18 protein-coding genes, 1 tRNA gene and 1 pseudogene are annotated in these 18,211 nt (G+C 52.8%); 12 read left to right on the top strand and 8 right to left on the bottom strand.

Annotated features, from left to right (window positions below; genetic code table 11):
* Positions 1-171: 171 nt before the first annotated feature.
* Positions 172-1,026, bottom strand: a complete 855-nt coding sequence (locus CFB04_RS05475) for a hypothetical protein (protein WP_088534332.1) — start codon at positions 1,024-1,026, stop codon at positions 172-174.
* A 16-nt stretch (positions 1,027-1,042) separates the two neighbouring features.
* On the bottom strand, positions 1,043-1,684 hold the full coding sequence (locus tag CFB04_RS05470; protein WP_157698726.1) for a super-infection exclusion protein B: 642 nt from the start codon (positions 1,682-1,684) through the stop codon (positions 1,043-1,045).
* Positions 1,685-2,132: 448 nt separating this feature from the next.
* Between CFB04_RS05470 and CFB04_RS05465 the strand changes: the two genes are divergently transcribed.
* Positions 2,133-2,693 (top strand): recombinase family protein, encoded by a 561-nt coding sequence (locus tag CFB04_RS05465; protein WP_088534330.1) that lies wholly within the window; start codon positions 2,133-2,135, stop codon positions 2,691-2,693.
* Positions 2,694-2,695: 2 nt separating this feature from the next.
* Entirely contained in the window at positions 2,696-2,935 is a 240-nt protein-coding gene (locus tag CFB04_RS05460; RefSeq protein WP_088534329.1) for a hypothetical protein, read from the top strand.
* A gap of 168 nt (positions 2,936-3,103) precedes the next feature.
* On the opposite strand, the gene CFB04_RS05455 is transcribed toward CFB04_RS05460, so the two are convergent.
* The 6 genes from CFB04_RS05455 to CFB04_RS05435 form a co-directional block, all read right to left on the bottom strand.
* Positions 3,104-3,475: a hypothetical protein gene (locus CFB04_RS05455; protein ID WP_088534328.1), complete on the bottom strand. Its 372-nt coding sequence runs from the start codon at positions 3,473-3,475 to the stop codon at positions 3,104-3,106.
* Positions 3,476-3,730 carry a hypothetical protein gene (locus CFB04_RS05450; protein ID WP_088534327.1) on the bottom strand — a complete coding sequence of 85 codons (255 nt, stop codon included), beginning with the start codon at positions 3,728-3,730 and terminating at the stop codon, positions 3,476-3,478.
* A complete protein-coding gene (locus CFB04_RS05445) occupies positions 3,727-5,445 on the bottom strand; it encodes a hypothetical protein (RefSeq protein WP_088534326.1) in 1,719 nt (572 codons plus the stop codon). The genes CFB04_RS05450 and CFB04_RS05445 overlap by 4 nt, the downstream gene beginning before the upstream one ends.
* The gene (locus tag CFB04_RS17825; RefSeq protein WP_157698725.1) at positions 5,445-5,615 is read right to left on the bottom strand and encodes a hypothetical protein; all 171 of its coding nucleotides are present in this window, start codon (positions 5,613-5,615) and stop codon (positions 5,445-5,447) included. Before CFB04_RS17825 ends, CFB04_RS05445 begins: the two co-directional genes overlap by 1 nt.
* A 567-nt stretch (positions 5,616-6,182) precedes the next feature.
* Positions 6,183-8,057 carry a DUF6538 domain-containing protein gene (locus tag CFB04_RS05440; protein ID WP_088534325.1) on the bottom strand — a complete coding sequence of 625 codons (1,875 nt, stop codon included), beginning with the start codon at positions 8,055-8,057 and terminating at the stop codon, positions 6,183-6,185.
* A gap of 117 nt (positions 8,058-8,174) precedes the next feature.
* Positions 8,175-8,249, bottom strand: a tRNA-Val gene (locus tag CFB04_RS05435).
* 209 nt (positions 8,250-8,458) lie between these two features.
* Here CFB04_RS05435 and CFB04_RS05430 point away from each other — a divergent pair.
* The 10 genes and pseudogenes from CFB04_RS05430 to CFB04_RS05385 all read left to right on the top strand — a co-directional run bounded on the left by CFB04_RS05430 (position 8,459) and on the right by CFB04_RS05385 (position 18,168).
* Positions 8,459-9,236, top strand: a pseudogene (locus tag CFB04_RS05430) (enoyl-CoA hydratase/isomerase family protein).
* The gene (gene cobO / locus CFB04_RS05425; RefSeq protein WP_255396967.1) at positions 9,221-9,790 is read left to right on the top strand and encodes a cob(I)yrinic acid a,c-diamide adenosyltransferase; all 570 of its coding nucleotides are present in this window, start codon (positions 9,221-9,223) and stop codon (positions 9,788-9,790) included. The pseudogene CFB04_RS05430 and the gene cobO overlap by 16 nt, the downstream one beginning before the upstream one ends.
* 38 nt (positions 9,791-9,828) lie before the next feature.
* On the top strand, positions 9,829-10,233 hold the full coding sequence (locus CFB04_RS05420) for a cobalamin B12-binding domain-containing protein (RefSeq protein WP_088534323.1): 405 nt from the start codon (positions 9,829-9,831) through the stop codon (positions 10,231-10,233).
* A 45-nt stretch (positions 10,234-10,278) separates the two neighbouring features.
* Entirely contained in the window at positions 10,279-11,223 is a 945-nt protein-coding gene (gene meaB / locus CFB04_RS05415; protein ID WP_088534322.1) for a methylmalonyl Co-A mutase-associated GTPase MeaB, read from the top strand.
* Positions 11,224-11,382: 159 nt separating this feature from the next.
* Positions 11,383-12,060 (top strand): site-2 protease family protein, encoded by a 678-nt coding sequence (locus tag CFB04_RS05410; protein WP_088534321.1) that lies wholly within the window; start codon positions 11,383-11,385, stop codon positions 12,058-12,060.
* A 45-nt stretch (positions 12,061-12,105) separates the two neighbouring features.
* Entirely contained in the window at positions 12,106-13,086 is a 981-nt protein-coding gene (gene trpS / locus CFB04_RS05405) for a tryptophan--tRNA ligase (protein WP_088534320.1), read from the top strand.
* Positions 13,087-13,156: 70 nt separating this feature from the next.
* Entirely contained in the window at positions 13,157-13,945 is a 789-nt protein-coding gene (locus CFB04_RS05400; RefSeq protein ID WP_088534319.1) for a ScpA family protein, read from the top strand.
* Positions 13,942-14,508 carry an SMC-Scp complex subunit ScpB gene (gene scpB / locus CFB04_RS05395; RefSeq protein WP_088534318.1) on the top strand — a complete coding sequence of 189 codons (567 nt, stop codon included), beginning with the start codon at positions 13,942-13,944 and terminating at the stop codon, positions 14,506-14,508. The genes CFB04_RS05400 and scpB overlap by 4 nt, the downstream gene beginning before the upstream one ends.
* Positions 14,509-14,625: 117 nt before the next feature.
* Positions 14,626-15,429 (top strand): AmmeMemoRadiSam system protein B, encoded by an 804-nt coding sequence (gene amrB / locus CFB04_RS05390; protein WP_088534317.1) that lies wholly within the window; start codon positions 14,626-14,628, stop codon positions 15,427-15,429.
* Positions 15,430-15,525: 96 nt separating this feature from the next.
* Positions 15,526-18,168 (top strand): A-adding tRNA nucleotidyltransferase, encoded by a 2,643-nt coding sequence (locus CFB04_RS05385; protein WP_088534316.1) that lies wholly within the window; start codon positions 15,526-15,528, stop codon positions 18,166-18,168.
* Positions 18,169-18,211 lie beyond the last annotated feature (43 nt).

Below are 18,211 nucleotides of genomic sequence, written 5' to 3'. Positions count from 1 at the left end.
TTTTGTAGGCGTACCCGTGACCGGTCGCACGGGGGTGCTATAGGCCACTTCCTTTGAACACTGACGCAAAGCGCCTCCAGTACCACTTTAGGTGCTGTCACGTTGCCCCGGAAGGCCACCGGGGGGCGCTTTGTGTTTCTTTTCCCCTTCCTCCCACCGTAGTAACTACGCTTATCGGGCCAAAAACCCCTCTTTGGTCAGTAGGTCTATAAGGTCGTCCCTGTCCAGGTAAAGCAGCTTGAGGAAGTCCGCGAGATAATCAAACGTTACGATTTCCAGGTGGCTGATATTATACTTACTGACGAGGTCTCCGGCAAAGCTCCAGGTTTTACCGCAGTAATAAGACACCTGTTGTACACACTCCGGACCTTCACAGACCTTGCCTGTATCATCATAGCTAAGTTTCCAGAGAGTGCCTGAGGGTATAACTAGTATAGGCACTACTGACGAAACTAACAGCTTTAAACCACCCATATTTTTGCCAGCATTCTCGATTACTCCGTAGGCTGAGGAGAGTGCCTGTGTGACCTTATCGAAAACCTCAGCATCTGAGCCGGTTATTACTGGGGGTGTTTTCTTGTCCACTTCCTTACGGCGTAATTGGTCAATAGCCTTCCCTGTTAGTGTGCGTTCTCGGTACCATGAAAATTGGGGAGGTACAGTAATCGTTCCCCTCCTTTTCCCGTTTACAGTGACAACCACATCATGAGTTGCCTCCTCGCGTCTTCTCGGGAGACAGTGAACCACCAATGGATATTCGGGCCGGATATTCTTGCACTCTACCGGTAATAAAAGCTCATGGAAAACCGAATCAGATGTAGGAGTGAAACGAGCAGCTCTAATGTCGTATTGTCGTGTTTTAGCCGTAATTGGATCACTATAGACACGGGAATGGGAACAATCAAAACCCTGTGCAGTAAGGGTGGACAGTACCTTTACCTCGAAAGAAAAATCTGAGTAACTCTCAAGGTATTGTTGAACTTCTTCACGGGTAAGGGGTGCGTCCTTTTCGGTGAGTTTGCTCATAGCGTTTCCCCCTTACTTACCATTCCCATATCCTCTCCCTTTCGGTAATCTTGTGAACGAAGTAAGGCCGCTCATTGATAATACGCTGCCGTTCTTCCCGCGTAATTTCCCCTACAGGCAACCCCACAACCTCCTCAGTAAGTAGGCCATCAATGGTGGGTGTAAGCCTGAAGACACCTACAAAGCTTCCTGAGGAAAACTGAGGTAGTCTCTGTACTAACTGAATCAAGCCATCCCTTGCAAGTCCGTTTACCACTCTCTGTTCAATGGGGAACTTGATATTCTTACTGTCCTGAAAGATAAACTCACGCATTATGATTTTCTCTTCATAGGATAAGTCATAAAGCCTATTTAACAACCTTTGCACTGCCTTCTTTAGCTTGCGCCGTGTTTGAACTTTATTTATGAGCCACAGTACACCATCAATAAGCAGATACACACAGGCAGAAACAAGGGTAACCGTGGTGTAAACACCATATGACTCTCTGAAGGGTATTAGAAAAGGTGCGTATCGGTCAGGAATATATAAGACAGCGGCAGAACTTATAGCAATCCAGGTAACAAGCTTTGGTGACTTCAGTATGTCAAGAATGTTCCCTAAAGCTTCCTTTAACATTCCAGTATCCTCACTGCCGTTGATATCTAAGGTAACCTTCACAACTCCCCCCATGCCTGAAACATGGGGTATGCTACTATATCACCGTTAACCGCTCCAAATAAAGCACTTTAGAAAATGCAACTCGGACCAAAATGCTGCAAAAATGTGAAAGGGTGTGTGTTATCCCGGCTGTTTGCGTTTTCCCCCGTGGGGGTCTCGAAAGGCACACAGGCGGGATATACTTCCAGGACTCCTGAAGTTGAGCCGCCGTTCCATTGTGACAGTGAAGGGGACATGGCACCTCGTATCCTCGGACGCAACCGACAGCCTTGGTGATGTCCAGTGCGAGGAGGAATGGGAGGTGTGTCAACCTGGGGTATACCTTAGCACCACGTCAGGCAGTCTCTTTATTAGCGTCAGGATAGGGTCAGCAAATTTATTTCTTGACACATTTCCACTTAAGTCTTAGAGTCTAACCTGACACTATCACTGATGGAGGAGGGACACCATGAACGGGCAGCGGATAGGTTACCTGAGGGTATCCACGGTAGATCAGGACACGGGGAGACAGCTGGAGGGGGTGGAGCTAGACCGATTCTTCACAGATAAGGTGTCTGGAAAGGATACTAACAGACCGGCATTGGCTGAGATGCTGCGTTTTCTGAGGCAGGGTGACACGGTCCTTGTTCACTCGATGGACCGGTTAGCGCGGAACCTAGATGATCTTAGGAGGATTGTGAACGAGTTGACGGGACGTGGGGTCCGCGTTCAGTTTGTCAAGGAGGGTCTTACCTTCACCGGTGATGATTCACCCATGGCAACGCTACTTCTTTCCGTCATGGGGGCATTTGCCGAATTTGAAAGAGCATTGATCAAGGAACGGCAGAGGGAGGGAATAGCGATAGCAAAACAGAAGGGCGTCTATAAGGGGCGTAAGCCGTCCCTCTCGGATACTCAGGTAGAAACCTTACGTCAACGGGTAGGGAATGGAGAGAGTAAAGCACAGGTAGCGCGGGACTTTGGGATTAGCCGTGAAACCCTGTACCAGTACATCCGGCAGGAGGCTTAGCAATGGGAAAGGATATATCAGTGATGCCCGTTCCTGAGTTGGCCTCCTACATTTCCAGACAATACGCCCCGGAGCTAAGGGGGGCGCTTGGGGCGCTTCAGCTTATGAAGGACACAGACCAACAGACGCGGGTTGAAGGTGTTGTCATGTTCCTCGCTTCAAGTACAGCATGGACAGGGGGAGAGGCTACAGCGGTCAAGGCCGATCTTAAGCGGAGATTGATCAACCTCAATGGGATTTGAAAAAAACAGAGAAGGCTTCCCGTGATCCTTAGGGGAGAACCTTCTCTGTTCTTGTGGGCATGGCGGTGTCTACTGCGTTTCAATGGTCTACAACCGGCTGCACATGGTCGGGTAAGGGGATAGCATGGGGCAACCCGTAAAGACCAGAGAATACCCCTTGAAAGTAGCTCAGGAGCTTCTTGTAGTCCTCATCTGCTTCATGCGTTCCGAAAGCTTCTGACGGGTTTCCGGTGAAAGGCTCCGTCTTTTCTGACTCCCGCCCTCGCGGTAAGGGTTGTAGGGGTAAGAGGGGCAGAGTGTTGAGCGGCAATCTAGCTTTCTATCTGGAAAGGCGTCCTTCCCATCAGCATAGTACCCCATGCACTCATAGCAGTGTGCAGCGATGCTCTGCCGTGGTGAGAGCTGTTCCCCGTGCAGGAATTTCAGCAGCTCCTTTTTGCCCTTGAAGTGTCCGCCCTTCTGAACTTCTCTGATCTTTCTTTCAAGCTGCCTCTTTGCCAATTCTTCAGCAGAGGCGGGAACAGTCTTGCCGCCTACCATCTAAACGACTCCCTTTGCAGCTCGATCAAGGTGCAACGCCTCATCTTCATACCGGGAGGGCTGCTTCTTCAGCTTCTTGAGACGTGCATAATAGACCCTGAGGGCGCGCCTGATTATCACGCTGTGGCTGTGGTCGTTTCCGTGTGCGTTGTTAATCTCGTGGCATCCCTTCAGTGATCTCAGGGAGTGCCTGTCAAGGTTGACGTGGTAGGTGGTCCCTTTATTCCGGGATACGCCTTTCTGCGGTTCTGTCATTGTTTCTTCCTCTTCTGCGTGGCTATAAATCGTTCGAGTTCTTGGTTTGCTACGTCCCATTGTATCTTTCCGCTTTCGGCGTCTCTCAATATCGCTTCAGCTGAGGTGTACTTAGAGGGGCCAAAGACCTGAGCGGCATCAGTATTTATGCTTTCCTTATAGTGCTTGAGTAGGTCTTCAGCTACCTTATGGGGCGCTTCGCCGGTTCCTAATCTGTTGAAGAATAGCTTGCCGTATTCATTGACGCGTAGCGGGCCGTTCACGTTGTCCATGTCAATCAAAGTCTTCTCCCCCACAACACCCTTTACACGCTCCCACCAAAATTGACGCTCTTGCAGATTTATGGAACGGTTCGCCCTGAGGTCTGATTCAATACCGTCAATCCTGGAGGTAATCCGCGTGAACAGCTCCTTAGCAGTGGCAGCATTGAGTTGGAAACCATAGGACTTACTTACGGATGACCTGAGGCGTTGAAGCTGCGGGACGCTTGAAGCCATCTCGATACGCTCCCTAAGGTCTGTTATTGCCGGGTAGTCCTCAATGATATTCCGTTCCTCGTGGTGGTAGGTGTATGCCTTCGCCACAAGGTCTTCAACTTGGTTACCTGAGAGGAACTTTGCCCCCTTGATAGCTGCCAACTTCTCCGTGTAGGGCGTCTGCGGATTCAGGACCGTGTTGATAAAAAGGTCTTTCTCCTCTGCGTCCTGCTTCTTCTTCAGCCACTCATGGTCTAGCTTTTCTCTCTCGTGCTGAATGTCAGTTATTCTCTTCTCAATGTGCTCAATGTCACCCCTGAACTTCAGTTTCCCCTCAGCGTCCACCATCGTACTCCAACTCTGCTTGGTGTCGGGGTCGGGAGAGTCGTACAGCGAAAGGAGTCTATGTGCTTCCGAGAGTGCCTCTGAGGATGTCTTGTTGGGGTCTTGAGCGATCTTCACTGCCACCGCTCCGATGTTGGCTACCACCATCCTGGAATATTCGTCACGAGTCACGAAGTTGGTAGGCTTGACCTTCAAGGCCCAATCATCGTTCATCAGGCGTCTCAGGTTGGCGATGTCCTCTTCGGTCCTTGCGCCCCTGGCATAGGTGAACAGGTGGTCCTGCTGCATCTGGCTTATCGAGTTGGTGAATGAGGTCTTGGCAGTATCATAGGAAGCCTTCTGGAACTCAATGGAGCCTTCCACCTGTGCCTGCTTCAGTTGCTCTGAGGCACCAAACATGATGGTGCTATTGGTTCCTACTGAAGAGAAATGATGACCGTAAAGCTCTTGGAAGAACTTGTCGTGTGCCTTCTGCGGCTCAGGGTCATTCTGAAAGTAGTTGTTCTCCTTCAGCTTGGTGAGGTACTCCTTCCTGAACTCAAGGCCTTTGGCTTCACCTTGGGTGACCTCGTAGGCCTCCCTGTAGCCGTACCCTGTGTTGAGGAAGCCTTCAGGTTCCTCGTAGGGTTTACCCTGAACGGCATCAGCCTTACCCTTCTGAGCGTTCTCTTCCTTGTAGGCCTTCTGGATTGAGATGAATCCGTTCGTGATACCCTCAATGTTCTTCAGGGTCTCTACGAAAGAGGTTACTGAGGGGTCAGGTCCACCGCCTTGCTTCTCGTAAGGATCAGTTGGCCTTGCGGTAATTTTTAAATTAGGAGTAGTCCAACTGAAGGTATCACGGGCGTCAACCTGCTTACGGGTGGACGGCTGTGCTTTTCCGAACTCGGGCATTACCTGCCGCTCCTGTTGAGGCACGGGACGGAATCAAGCAAGCGGGCCTGAGCGATCTGTACGGCCTTATCGAAAGCCTCTGTTAACTGGACTCTGCCCCAATTGGTCTTCTCTTGGAGGGCTTTGTCAATGAACTCTTCGCGGATCATGGTTACAAGCTCTTTGTACATGTGGTGTTCTCCTTGTGTTGTTTCATTTAAAGCGTGTTCGGCAGTGTTTAAGACCTAAGGGAATAGGAAGGGTAGGGGGGAAGCAAGAAAACGTCTCCATAGTCCTCCTACGTTGCTGAACGTGGTTTCTCTTGTTGCTCTTCACCGGGTGTCATATGTCGGAATTGCTGTTGATACGGTAGGCTGCTTATTTCAGCTTTTAAAATGGGGTTAGGTATTGAGGATTATTCGGGAATAGGTAGAAATTGTGCGAATACACGCCCACTTGAGAAGAGAGCAAGAGGGCCAAGGTATAAATAGCTCAAGAGACATACCTAAGGTATAATACCTAAGGTATTACCTGAGGTGGTACCTAAAGTGCTCCTTTAGGTTGCACTAAAGTATCCCCCTTACTTCTGATCAATTCCAGGGACTAGAACAGAGGGGGGCCTATCTCCTCAGTTACTCCTGATCAATATACAGCAGTCCAACACTAGGGCCGGTAGCGTAATGCTATCGGTCCTTTTTTTCGTTAACCATGTCCGGCTTTGTGGTTGACGGTCCTCCTTTCTGATCATCTGTATTTTTTCACTCGGGACGGGTAAGGGCTTTGAGCGCATTGAGGTCAACGCCATAATCAATCTTCAGCATTGCCCCAAGCATGGTTTCCAAGCGGTGAGGAAGGGCGTAGGTATCAAAGGTAACAGTCTTGTGGGTATGACCTACGATGTCTTGTATTACCGATTCCGGGACAAGTCTGTGTTTCAGCTCATTGATGAGGGTACCCCGGAAAGAGTGAAAGACCTTCTTTCTGTGCGTGGTCATGTACAGATTCTTGAAGCCATCCCCTAGGGGTGACTTCAGGAACCAGTTTGAGAAGTTCCGGTAATATCCTTTGTTGGTGTGCGTGAGGTTCATCCACAGACGCGGAGCACCACTTTTCTTGACCTTCTGGTAATACTCAAGGAAGCCAAGTTCAAGCAGAGTGGGGTGGATAGGAACCTCCCGGTTTGAAGAAGCGTTCTTCACCCTCTTAGACTTCTCTTCATCCGACTCGATCTTGAAGAACCACACCCCGCTTTTCTGATCCTGTTGAACGTCCTCAATGTGGAGTTGTGCAAGCTCATTTGCCCTAGCACCTGTGAAGAGGCCAATCAAAGGAAGCCATAGCCGCTCAGGTTTCCCCTCAAGCTCCCCCTTCTCTGCGACCGCCAGAAGACCCTGCACCATCCCGTTTATGTCTTCTCTGTCGAAAGGTAGGTAATGCTCCTGTTTACAAGCCGTTTGTTTCTTCTTCACGTGTTGGATTCCCGCCCCTGGGTTCTTCTCAATATACCCCTCGTTGGTTGCCCACTTGAGAAGCGCATGAACCCTTGCCAAGTATTTATCTATGGTCGTATCGCTCATTCTGTGCTCGGCGGGAACGTTCATTGCTGCTATCTCGGCAACTGTTTTGTCCCGGTAAGGTTTCAGCTTTCGGGCATTCGAGGGGTATTTCTTCAGAAGCTCAAGGTATTCCCTTATGTTTTCTCTTGTAACGTCCTGAATGTCCTTGTTGTTCAACCCTTCCTGAAATAAACGGCAATGGTATTCGTATTCCCTCACGCTGTGGTTTGAGGCCTTACCTGTTCTGGTGTACTCAACCTTGATATACTCATCCACGACCTTGGATAGGGGGAGAACACGCCGGGGAGGGACTGCCGGGGGGAATGCTTGAGAACCACGGACATGAGGGGATTCGAGTGGTAAGACCTGATGGTGCCTATAGTTGCCCTGCATCCGCTCACCCTCTATCTGAAGCACATCAATCTTGGTCTTCAGTATTTCCCTTGTCAGCTGCCGGAACTCGGGTGACTCGGTGTCTGCCTGTATTCCGTGTCGTTCTGAGAGATACGCCGCCACCTCGGCAGCAACTATGCCGATATGGTTATATGTGAGGGCAGTCTGAAGCATCCCTCTTGCCTCTTCATTCTCCTTCAGGCGATACCTCAGTTCCCCCGGCCCTTGGGGTATGCCTATTCCGTTTGCTCTGTTCTCTTCAGCGTCCCTCAAGGTGTCGTGCATGTACGACTGTGCAAGCTGAAACATCTGATCTTGGGTCAATACGCCGCTCCTTATTGTGGTAAACACCTCCTCAGTTCTCCCGCTCCATATCCTCAGGAGCCTCTTAGCTTGCTTCAGGTTCTTCGTGTGTAGTGACCGCTTAAAATCCTCCTTTCCCCCGAAGTAGGACATTAGGTCTCTTGGGATTCTTGTCCGCCAGTAGTAGACCCCTCGGAACTCATAGAGGTGTGTGGTAGACAATCGGCGCGGTGGGTCGTTTTCTCTTAGGTGGCGGAGTAAACGTCCTGAAACGGTTGCGGATGCCCGCGGGTTGTGGTTTAGGCAGCTATTACTAGCTTCTGTTGTTAGGCTGTTTCTTCGTAGGTGGGCAAGTGAACATGACGGGGTATTCTGGGGCATGGAGTTTTCCCTTGTGGCAACATCAAGGGACACCCAGAAAGGCAGAAGCTTGAGAGTGGGGCGGTATAAAAGAAAACGCCCTAACCAAGAACAGTTAGAGCGTCTTTCAAGTGAAAGTGGTGGGCGATACTGGGATCGAACCAGTGGCTTCTACCGTGTGAAGGTAGCACTCTCCCGCTGAGTTAATCGCCCTGAGTGTGAAAACTGAAATATCAGATGCTCTGTGGCATGTCAAGCAAGTTTCTGGCAATCTGCCCAGCGGGAAGCCCTCTCACGGCGTTCTTCTACCATATAAAAAGCAGTTATATATCCTTCCCTAATTCACCTTGACACTTAAACGGGGCGCTTGATATAGTTCCTCCCTCGCCTGGCTTTAGTGCGGCTAAAACTCGGAGATAAGCGTGTCGAATACATTCTTGAAGGTTCATGTCGATGCGGGTCTCGCGACGGTAACTCTGAACCGACCTGAGGCGCACAATTCCCTGTCGGTGGAGGTGCTCCGGGAATTGCTGGGGATCTTCGCTCGGTTTAGTGAGGATGAAACAGTGTTAGGCATTCTTCTCACTGGCGAAGGGAAGAGTTTTTGTGCAGGGGCCGACATCTCGGCGATGCAGCCGATGACGACTAAGGATGCGGCTGCCTTTGCCGATCTGGGGCAGAGGGTCATGTCCGCTATTGAAAACGTGGGAAAACCTGTCATTGCCGCCGTTAATGGGTATGCACTGGGCGGGGGGCTTGAATTAGCACTTGCCTGTGATTTCATTGTGGCAGCCGAATCGGCTCAGTTCGCCGCTCCGGGTCCGGCTTGGGATCATTCCCGGTTTCGGAGGAACTCAGCGTCTGCCACGGCTTGTGGGGAAATCCAGGGCCAAGGAGATGATATTCAGAGGCAACAGGGTACGGGCGTCCGAAGCCCTTGCTATTGGACTTGTTAATAGTGTTATGCCTGATGCAGATCTGCTGGATGGCGCAATGATTATCCTCAAGGAGATATGCCGAAACGGCCCCTTTTCGGTCCGTCTAGTGAAAAGCATCATCGACGCCGGCTTCGACGTCGACCTTAACAACGCTTGTCGGATGGAGCTGGATGCATTTGCGCTCTGCTTTTCCACCAATGATCAGGATGAAGGAATGGGTGCCTTCCTTGAAAAACGGGCCCCCAGATTTCAGGGGCGGTAGCCCTAGAAGGAACAACGGTCAGGATGAAGCTCAATAAAGGGCAGATACAGGTCTACACCGGGAACGGCAAAGGAAAAACTACTGCGGCTTTGGGGCTGGCTCTACGCGCGGTCGGGCGGGAGATGATGGTCTGTATGGTCCAATTCATCAAGGGGGGCGGACCATACGGGGAGCACTTCGCCGCTCAGAAGCTCGCTCCGTTCCTCACCATCGTTCAAACCGGCAGGGAAGGGTGGGTCGACAGGCACAATCCCGATCCTGAAGATAAACGGCTTGCCAGGGAGGCGCTTCAGACGGCACGGGACGCCGTGACGTCGGGGCTTTACGACCTGGTGATACTCGATGAGGTCAACGGAGCTATCTCCTTCGGGCTGCTCGATGTTGACGAAGTGCTCGGAGTCATCGCTGCGAAGCTTCCTGGAGTAGAACTCGTACTGACGGGCCGCAACGCTGACGAACGTATCGTCTCCGCGGCCGACCTGGTTACCGAGATGCGGGAGGTCAAGCATTACTACAAAGCCGGAATGCCTGCAAGGATCGGGATAGAAAAATAACGATTTTTTGTTTATTAAACGTGAGGAAGGGAGAAAAGATGACTGAAAGAAGAATGCGCGTACTCGTTGGAAAACCAGGTCTGGATGGCCACGACCGTGGTGCGAAGATAATAGCGAGGGCGTTCCGCGACGCCGGGTTCGAGGTTATTTACACGGGTCTACACCAGACTCCAGAGCAGATAGTTAGTGCGGCCATTCAGGAAGATGTGGACTGCGTCGGCCTTTCCATCCTCTCCGGCGCGCATAATACCCTCCTTCCGCGTGTTTGCGAAGTACTGCGGGAGAAGCAAGCGGAGGATATCGTGGTGTTCGGCGGCGGTGTGATCCCGGATGACGACATTCCCGGGCTAAAGGCAGCCGGCATAAAAGAAATATTCACCCCTGGGACATCCACCGAGGCAATCGTAGCCTGGGTTAAAGAGAATGTCATACCGCGGGCTTAGTGCGGGCCTGCATGCCGTCGAGCAGTTTGTAGAAGGGTATCTGAGATGTCTCTAGCCGAACAGATTTTGCAGGGAAATATTCGTGCTGCCGCCCGTCTAATGCGTGATATCGACGATGGAGCAAAAAGCGCGATGGAAGAGCTTAAGGTCCTCTTTCCGCGGACCGGCAACGCCTTCGTAATCGGCATCACCGGGCCTCCCGGTGCCGGTAAATCTACCCTGGTCGACCAGATCACTGCAGAGTACCGGAGAAGGGGGAAGAGGATCGGCATCGTAGCTGTGGATCCCACGAGCCCCTTCACCGGCGGAGCCATTCTCGGCGACAGGATCAGAATGAACCGCCACGCCGACGATGACGGAGTTTTCATCCGAAGTCTTGCTACCCGAGGGCATTTGGGAGGAATATCCCGCTCTACCGGGGATGTGGTAAATGTCATGGACGCAATGGGGATGGACGTCGTCATCATCGAAACGGTGGGAGTGGGGCAGGACGAAATTGATATCGTGAGGATGGCTCACACTACCGTGGTCGTCATGGTCCCAGGGCTTGGGGATGACATACAGGCCATTAAGGCGGGAATTCTCGAGATCGGTGATGTCTTTGTCGTAAACAAGGCAGACCGGCCCGACACTGACCGCACGGTACGCGAGCTTGCTGTGATGCTGGAGATGAACCAGGCGAGACAGGGGGATTGGCGTCCCAAAGTTCTCAAAACCGAAGCTGCTCGCAATGTCGGTATTCACGAACTGGTGGAGGAGATGGAGAGTCATCGTGCTCATCTCTTCGGTTCGGGAAGCATGAAGCACCTGCTTGAGGAGAAGTATTCGCGGATGTTTATCGAAATGCTTAAAGAGCGGTTATTCACCGAGGTGTACGGCCATCTCCATATAGACGGTACCTTTCGCCGAATCATGGATGATCTCGCAGAACGCCGCACTGATCCCTACACTGCGGTCGACCGTGTCCTCGCGGAAAAGTTCCCCCACTGACATGGTAGCGGCGAATTCCATTCCGTTAGGTACCCCTGCCGGCTCCTTTCCCGCCCCCCCTTCCGTTGACTTTCGAACCGGTATCTGTTAAAGGTACCGGATTCCAAAGCCCGACAGGTTGCTGACAACATCTGCGAGCACCGCTACCAAGAGATCCCCATGGAAAATTTTTTTCTGAAGCTTTCAGTCATGCTGGTGCCTGCACTTATGGCCATCACCTGCCATGAGGTAAGCCACGGTTACGTAGCCAACAGGCTGGGTGACAGTACCGCACGCTCCCTGGGGCGGCTTACTCTCAACCCTCTCAAGCACCTGGACATTTTCGGTACGTTGATGATCTTCATTGTAGGTATCGGGTGGGCCAAGCCGGTTCCTGTGAATTACAACAATCTGCGCCACCCGAAGCGGGACATGATGTGGGTCGCTGCGGCGGGGCCGGTGACCAATTTCAGTCTCGCGGCTATCTCGGCCATAGCGATGCGGGGAGTATACAGCATTGGCAGCGGACTTGCGGGGGGAGGCGCCAATGCATTGCTGGAGCCGATCCTTCTGATGCTGGCCTTTTCAGTATACATAAATCTGCTGCTTGCTATTTTCAACCTGATCCCTGTCCCTCCTCTCGACGGGGGGCGTGTCATGACAGGGCTTCTCCCGTACCGTCAGGCGGAAGCCTACTCCCGGATCGAACCCTTCGGAATGATCATCATAATTCTTCTGGTTTTTTTCACAAATATTTTCGGGAAAGTCATTTCTCCTATCCTGGAGGTGGGGATCCACCTGCTGGCAGGCCCCCAGAGCAATCTCGTCTACACCGTGACACGCTTCCTAATGAGGTAGGGTAGATATAAAGTTTCTCCACTTCAGCAAAAGGACTGGTACGACATGAACAATCGAATCGTCAGCGGCATGAGGCCTACTGGAAAGCTTCACCTCGGTCATTTTCATGGGGTTCTTTCGAACTGGCTTGAACTGCAGAAAGCCTATGAATGCTTCTTCTTCGCTGCCGACTGGCACTCCCTCACCACTGAATACGCCGACACATCGGGGATAGGCGACAGTATCAGAGAGATGGTTCTGGACTGGCTCGCCTTCGGTATCGACCACCGCAAGAGCGTCATCTTCTGTCAGAGCAAGGTACCGCAGCATGCAGAACTCAACCTGATTCTGTCGATGATAACCCCGGTGTCGTGGCTTGAGCGAAATCCTACATACAAGGAGATGCAGGAAAACCTGACGACGAAGGATCTCTCTACCTTCGGGTTCCTTGGCTATCCCGTTCTCATGGCTGCGGACATAATAGTTTACAAGGCGGCACGGGTTCCGGTCGGGCACGACCAGCTTCCGCATCTTGAGATAACCCGGGAGATTGCCCGGCGGTTCAACTACCTTTATGGGAACGTCTTCCCGGAGCCGGAGGCGCTTCTCACCGAGACCCCGAAGGTCCTCGGTCTCGATGGACGCAAGATGAGCAAGTCATATGGCAATGCCATTTTCCTCTCCGAAGGTGAAGAGGAGACGCGCAAGAAGGTGATGTCCATGGTGACCGACGTACAGCGGCCTCGTCGCTCGGACCCGGGCGAACCCGACCGTTGTGTCGCCTATTCCCTCAACCGCATGTACCTCGGCGCTGAAGATCGCGCCGAGATCGAGGAGTCATGCCGCAACGCTCAGATCGGGTGCGTGGAGTGCAAACGTAAACAGGCGGAAGCCCTCGTCTCTTTCCTCGCCCCGTTGCGCGCCAAGCGTGCCGAACTTGCTGCTCAGGAAGGGCTTGTGGATGATGTGCTTCTGGAGGGGAGCCGAAGAGCTACCGAGAGCGCTGCGGCGACGATGGAGGAAGTCAGACGCGCAATCAAGATGTAGACCCGCACATACATTCCGGCGTTGCAGTTGACCCTTTTGGACGGGACACCGATCGAAGCAGGAGACGACCATGATTTCCGGTACTACCGAGAGCCTTTTCGGGGATGCGGACCACGATGGCTACCGGGTAAGCATCGAGGCGTTCGAAGGGCCCCTCGACCTGCTGCTCCACCTCATCAAGAAGAACGAAGTCGATATCTACAATATCCCCATCGCCAATATCACCCGCCAATACCTGGATTATGTGGACCTGATGAAGGAGCTCAACCTGGATGTGGCGGGTGAGTTCCTCGTAATGGCGTCCACTCTCGTACAGATAAAATCGAAGATGCTTCTACCTCCGGCGGAGGACCCCGACAGCGGAGAAGAAGAGGAACAGGATCCTCGTGCCGAACTGGTTCGCAGGCTCCTTGAGTATCAGAAATATAAGGAGGCAGGTCTTGTTCTCGGGGCACGGGAGCTGTTGGGCCGGGAAGTGTTCGCCCGCAGCGTCCAGGCTCCGGAGCTCGAGGAACTGCGCCCTGAAGAGGAACCGGTCGAGGTTGAGCTGTTCGAGCTGATCGAGGCTTTCCAGCGGGTTCTGGCCAAGGTACCTGTCGAGACCTTCCATGAGGTGGGAGCGGAGAACATCAGCATTGCAGACCGTATAACTGATATCCTTGACAGGCTGCAGGACCGGGAGTCTCTCATGTTCGAGGAACTCTTTGCTGCTCCTTTGAGCCGCGAGTTTTTTATAGCTACATTCCTTGCCATTCTGGAGCTCTGCAAACTGCGGATGATCAAGGTAGTCCAGGCCACCAGTTTCGGCACTATATGGATACTGCGGGCCGTCCTTGATCCGCAGGAGATCGAGCAATGACTGCCGCTTCTCTCAAGTCAGTCGTGGAGAGCCTTCTTTTCGTTTCTGAAGCGCCGCTCACCATCGATCGTCTTTCCGCTATTCTTGAAGAGCACGAACGGAGTGATATCCGGAAGGCGGTCGAAGACCTTCAGGATGAATACAACGGGGCGGGGCGGGGTGTTTTCCTTGCGGAGGTGGCAGGAGGGTACCAGTTCCGGACCCGACCGGAAAATGCCGACTACCTGCGGCGCCTCACTCGCGGGAAAATCGCAAAATTCAGCCAGTCTTCACTTGAAACCCTTGCCATCATCGCATATCGGCAGCCGATTACCCGAGCCGAGATCGAGTACCTAAGGGGGGTCGATTCCGGAGGGGTCGTCAAGAATCTCCTCGACAAGAAGCTCATTCGGATTCTCGGCAAGAAGGATATACCTGGGAAGCCTCTGATATACGGCACGACGAGGGATTTTCTCGAAGTCTTCAATTTGAAGGATCTGGCGAGCTTGCCTACCCTCAAGGAGATACAGGAGCTGACGGGGGAAGATGATCTTCAGTGCCCCCTGCCTCTTGACGAAGCTTGATTCACCTCGCTCCCCGGACGCTGCGCATATGCCTGCTATACTTGTAACTATCTACATCGGACTGCTTTTTCTCCACCATTAGCACTCGGTGCGAAAGTATATCGGGGGAGGAGTGCCATGATCCGCCAGCCTGCTGTTGCAGGGCAATTCTATCCAAGGAACGGAAACGTGCTGCGGGAGGATCTCTCCCGTCTGATTGTCACCGCGGACCTGCTCAAAAGAGCAATAGGAATCATCTCCCCGCACGCCGGGTACATGTACTCTGGTGCCGTCGCAGGATCCCTGTACGGGTTGATCGAGGTGCCGCGGACGGTGGTAATCCTCGGGCCGAATCACCACGGTGTCGGGGCTCGCGCTGCATCATTTCCTGAAGGTGAATGGGCGACTCCTTTGGGGAACGTACCGATAGCCGAACGCCTTAGTCAGATACTGAAGCGTCACGCCCCCCTCGTCGAGGAAGATCCGGCAGCCCATCATTACGAGCACTCGCTGGAGGTTCAGGTGCCATTCCTTCAGTACGTGCGGCCCGATGTTTCCATTCTTCCCCTTTGTCTCGGATTTTCCGACTACGCCAGTTGCCGTCAGCTTGGCACCGGCCTTGCCAGGGCGATCGAGGAGTACCGCGAGGAGGTGCTTATCGTCGCCAGCTCTGATATGACCCACTACGAATCAGCGGACATTGCACGGGCCAAGGACGAACTGGCACTGAACGAGGTGCTTGCCCTTAATCCTGAGGGACTGTTGAATGTTTGCCGCACGAGAGGTGTCACCATGTGCGGCGTCATTCCCGCTACTGTCATGCTGGTGGCGGCTCTTGAACTTGGGGCTGTCGGAGCCTCCCTGGAGCGCTACGCCACGAGCGGCGACGTGACAGGCGATAAGAAGCAGGTCGTGGCATATGCTGCACTTACGGTCAATTGATACATCCTGGCACGACAGAGGCTGATCCACTTGCGTCCTCGTCTATAACCTGCGGTCATATTATCATCCCAATCCACCCCTCGGATCACATAACCCATGGACGTAATAACAACACATCTCAATGCGGATTTCGACTGCCTCGGTGCCATGGTCGCAGCGAAAAAACTGTACTCCGACGCGCTCATGGTTTTTCCCGGCTCCCAGGAAAAAAGCATGCGGGACTTCTTTCTCAAATCCACGATCTATGTCCTGAATTTTACACGACTTAAAGATGTGGATTTGACAAAGGTTACGCGGCTTATTCTTGTGGATTGCCAGCATTCGTCTAGGATCGGCCGTTTCGCCGATCTTGTGGGCAAGCCGGGAGTGGAGGTGCATATATACGACCATCATCCCGAGGCCTCGGGAGACATCGCTAAAACCGATGGTCTTATCAGGGATTGTGGTTCATCGACCGCGATTCTTGCTCAGATCCTTCGCGAAAAGGGCATTACGGTTGATCCCACCGAAGCCACCCTCATGATGCTCGGTATTTACGAAGATACCGGGAGCCTCATGTTTCCTTCCACCACACCTGACGACTTCCATGCTGCCGCATGGCTTCTGCAGCAGGGTGCCAGCCTCAACACGGTTGCCGACCTGATGACGCGGGAGCTCACAGCGGAGCAGGTATCGCTCCTCAACGATCTGATCAAATCACTTAAGACTACGGTCCTCAATGGTGTTGATGTGTCCATTACCCATGCCTTCGTGGATTACTACGTCGGCGACGTGGCTGCACTTGCTCACATGCTTATGGACATGGAAAACCTTGAGGCACTGTTCATGGTCGTGGCGATGGCCAATCGTGTCTATATAGTTGCGCGAAGCCGAGTGGCGGAAGTCGATGTAGGAGAGATCCTTCGGGAAATGGGTGGCGGAGGACATGCCACCGCAGCATCGGCTACCATTAAGGAGCTGACGGCGATACAGGTGCTGGCCAGGCTGGAAGAAATCCTTCGTCTGCGGGTCAATCCTCGGCGCACTGCCGCTACAATCATGTCTTCGCCCGTTAAGACGATAGCGGCGTCCACCTCCATAGCAAAGGCGCGGCGTCTTCTTACCCGTTACAATGTGAACGCTCTGGCGGTAATGGACCGAGGAGAGATGGCTGGTATCATCTCTCGGAGGATAGTGGAAAAGGCGCTGTATCACGATCTCGGTGATCTTCCGGTGAGTGAATATATGCATACCGAGTTCATGCGCGCCACTCCAGAAACCCCCGTTTCCCATATAAGGGACTATTTCGTGGGACGCAACCGCCGTTTCGTTCCTATCTTCGACAAGGGGAAATTGGTTGGGGCGGTCACCCGCACCGATATCATGCGGACGATGCACGAGAAAGAAGAGCTGTATGACCTTGCGAGGCACGTCGAGCCTCTCAGCAGCAAATCACTTGAACGGAAGATGCACAAGCACCTGTCGGAAAGAGTTGTAAGCATTCTCCGCGACCTCGGAAAAGCGGGGGATGAACTCAATCTTTCTGTTTATGCCGTGGGTGGATTTGTTCGGGATCTGCTGCTCGACATAGGCAACTACGACATCGACGTCACCGTGGAAGGGGATGGAATACTTTTCGCCGAAAACTTCGCCCGCCAGTTCGGTTGCCGGTGCAAAAGCCATCAGAAGTTCGGCACCGCGGTCCTCATTTTCCCCGACGGTTTCAAACTCGATGTGGCAAGCACCAGGCTCGAGTATTATGCATCACCGGGGGCGCTGCCTACGGTGGAGCGGTCTTCACTGAAGATGGATCTTTACCGCCGCGACTTCACAATAAATACCCTCGCCATATGCCTCAATACAGACAGTTTCGGGACGCTCATCGACTACTTCGGCGCACAGCGGGATCTTCAGGAGCGGGTGATACGTGTTCTGCACAACCTTTCCTTCGTTGAGGACCCGACGCGCGTGTTCCGTGCGATACGATTCGAGCAGCGCCTGGAGTTCCACATAGCGAAGCACACGGAGAATCTGATCAAGAATGCCGTGAAGATGAATTTTTTGGACAGGCTCGGAGGGAAGAGGCTGTTGAACGAGCTTATCCTAATATTGCGGGAAAAAGAGCCGCTGCGTGGTGTAGAGCGCATGGCAGGGCTGGGGCTGTTGCGTTTCATACATCCCGATCTGCGTTACAACATGACGATACGTCATCTTTTCGAAGAGGCGCGAAAGACCATGGATTGGTTCGACCTCCTATATCTTGATGAGAAATCAGAACAGTGGACGCTCTTTCTGCTGGTTCTCACGGACCAGCTTAACCATGATCAGTTCTGGGGAACGTGTACGCGACTATCGGTGAATGAGCGTTACAAGGTGAGACTTTTCGAGATGCGGAAGCGAGGCGTGCAGGTTCTGGATATGCTTCAGAAAGCGGCTGCACGGCAACGCATGGTGCGACGCAGTGAACTCTATTTTTCGCTGCGGGAGCTTGCACCCGAAATTCTGCTGTATATGATGGCGAAGAGTTCGAGCGATCAGGTAAAGAAGTATCTTTCCCTCTATATGACGCAGCTGAAAAACATCAGTTGTCTCACGACCGGTGATGACCTCAAGAAGCTGGGAGTGCCGGAGGGGCCGCTTTATCGTGAGCTGCTCGATATGCTGCTGGCCGCGCGGCTTAACGGGGAGGCGTCGACTCGGGAGGATGAAATTCGGCTCGTACGGGCGTACCCTGGTGTGGTGAAATTGCAACAGAAGTAACAGCGAAATAACAAAAACTGTCACCAGCCTGACCTGCATCGGG

Origin of the sequence: Geobacter sp. DSM 9736 (genome assembly GCF_900187405.1) — a bacterium.
Lineage (GTDB): Bacteria > Desulfobacterota > Desulfuromonadia > Geobacterales > Geobacteraceae > DSM-9736.
This window is presented reverse-complemented; position numbering and strand designations above follow the sequence as displayed.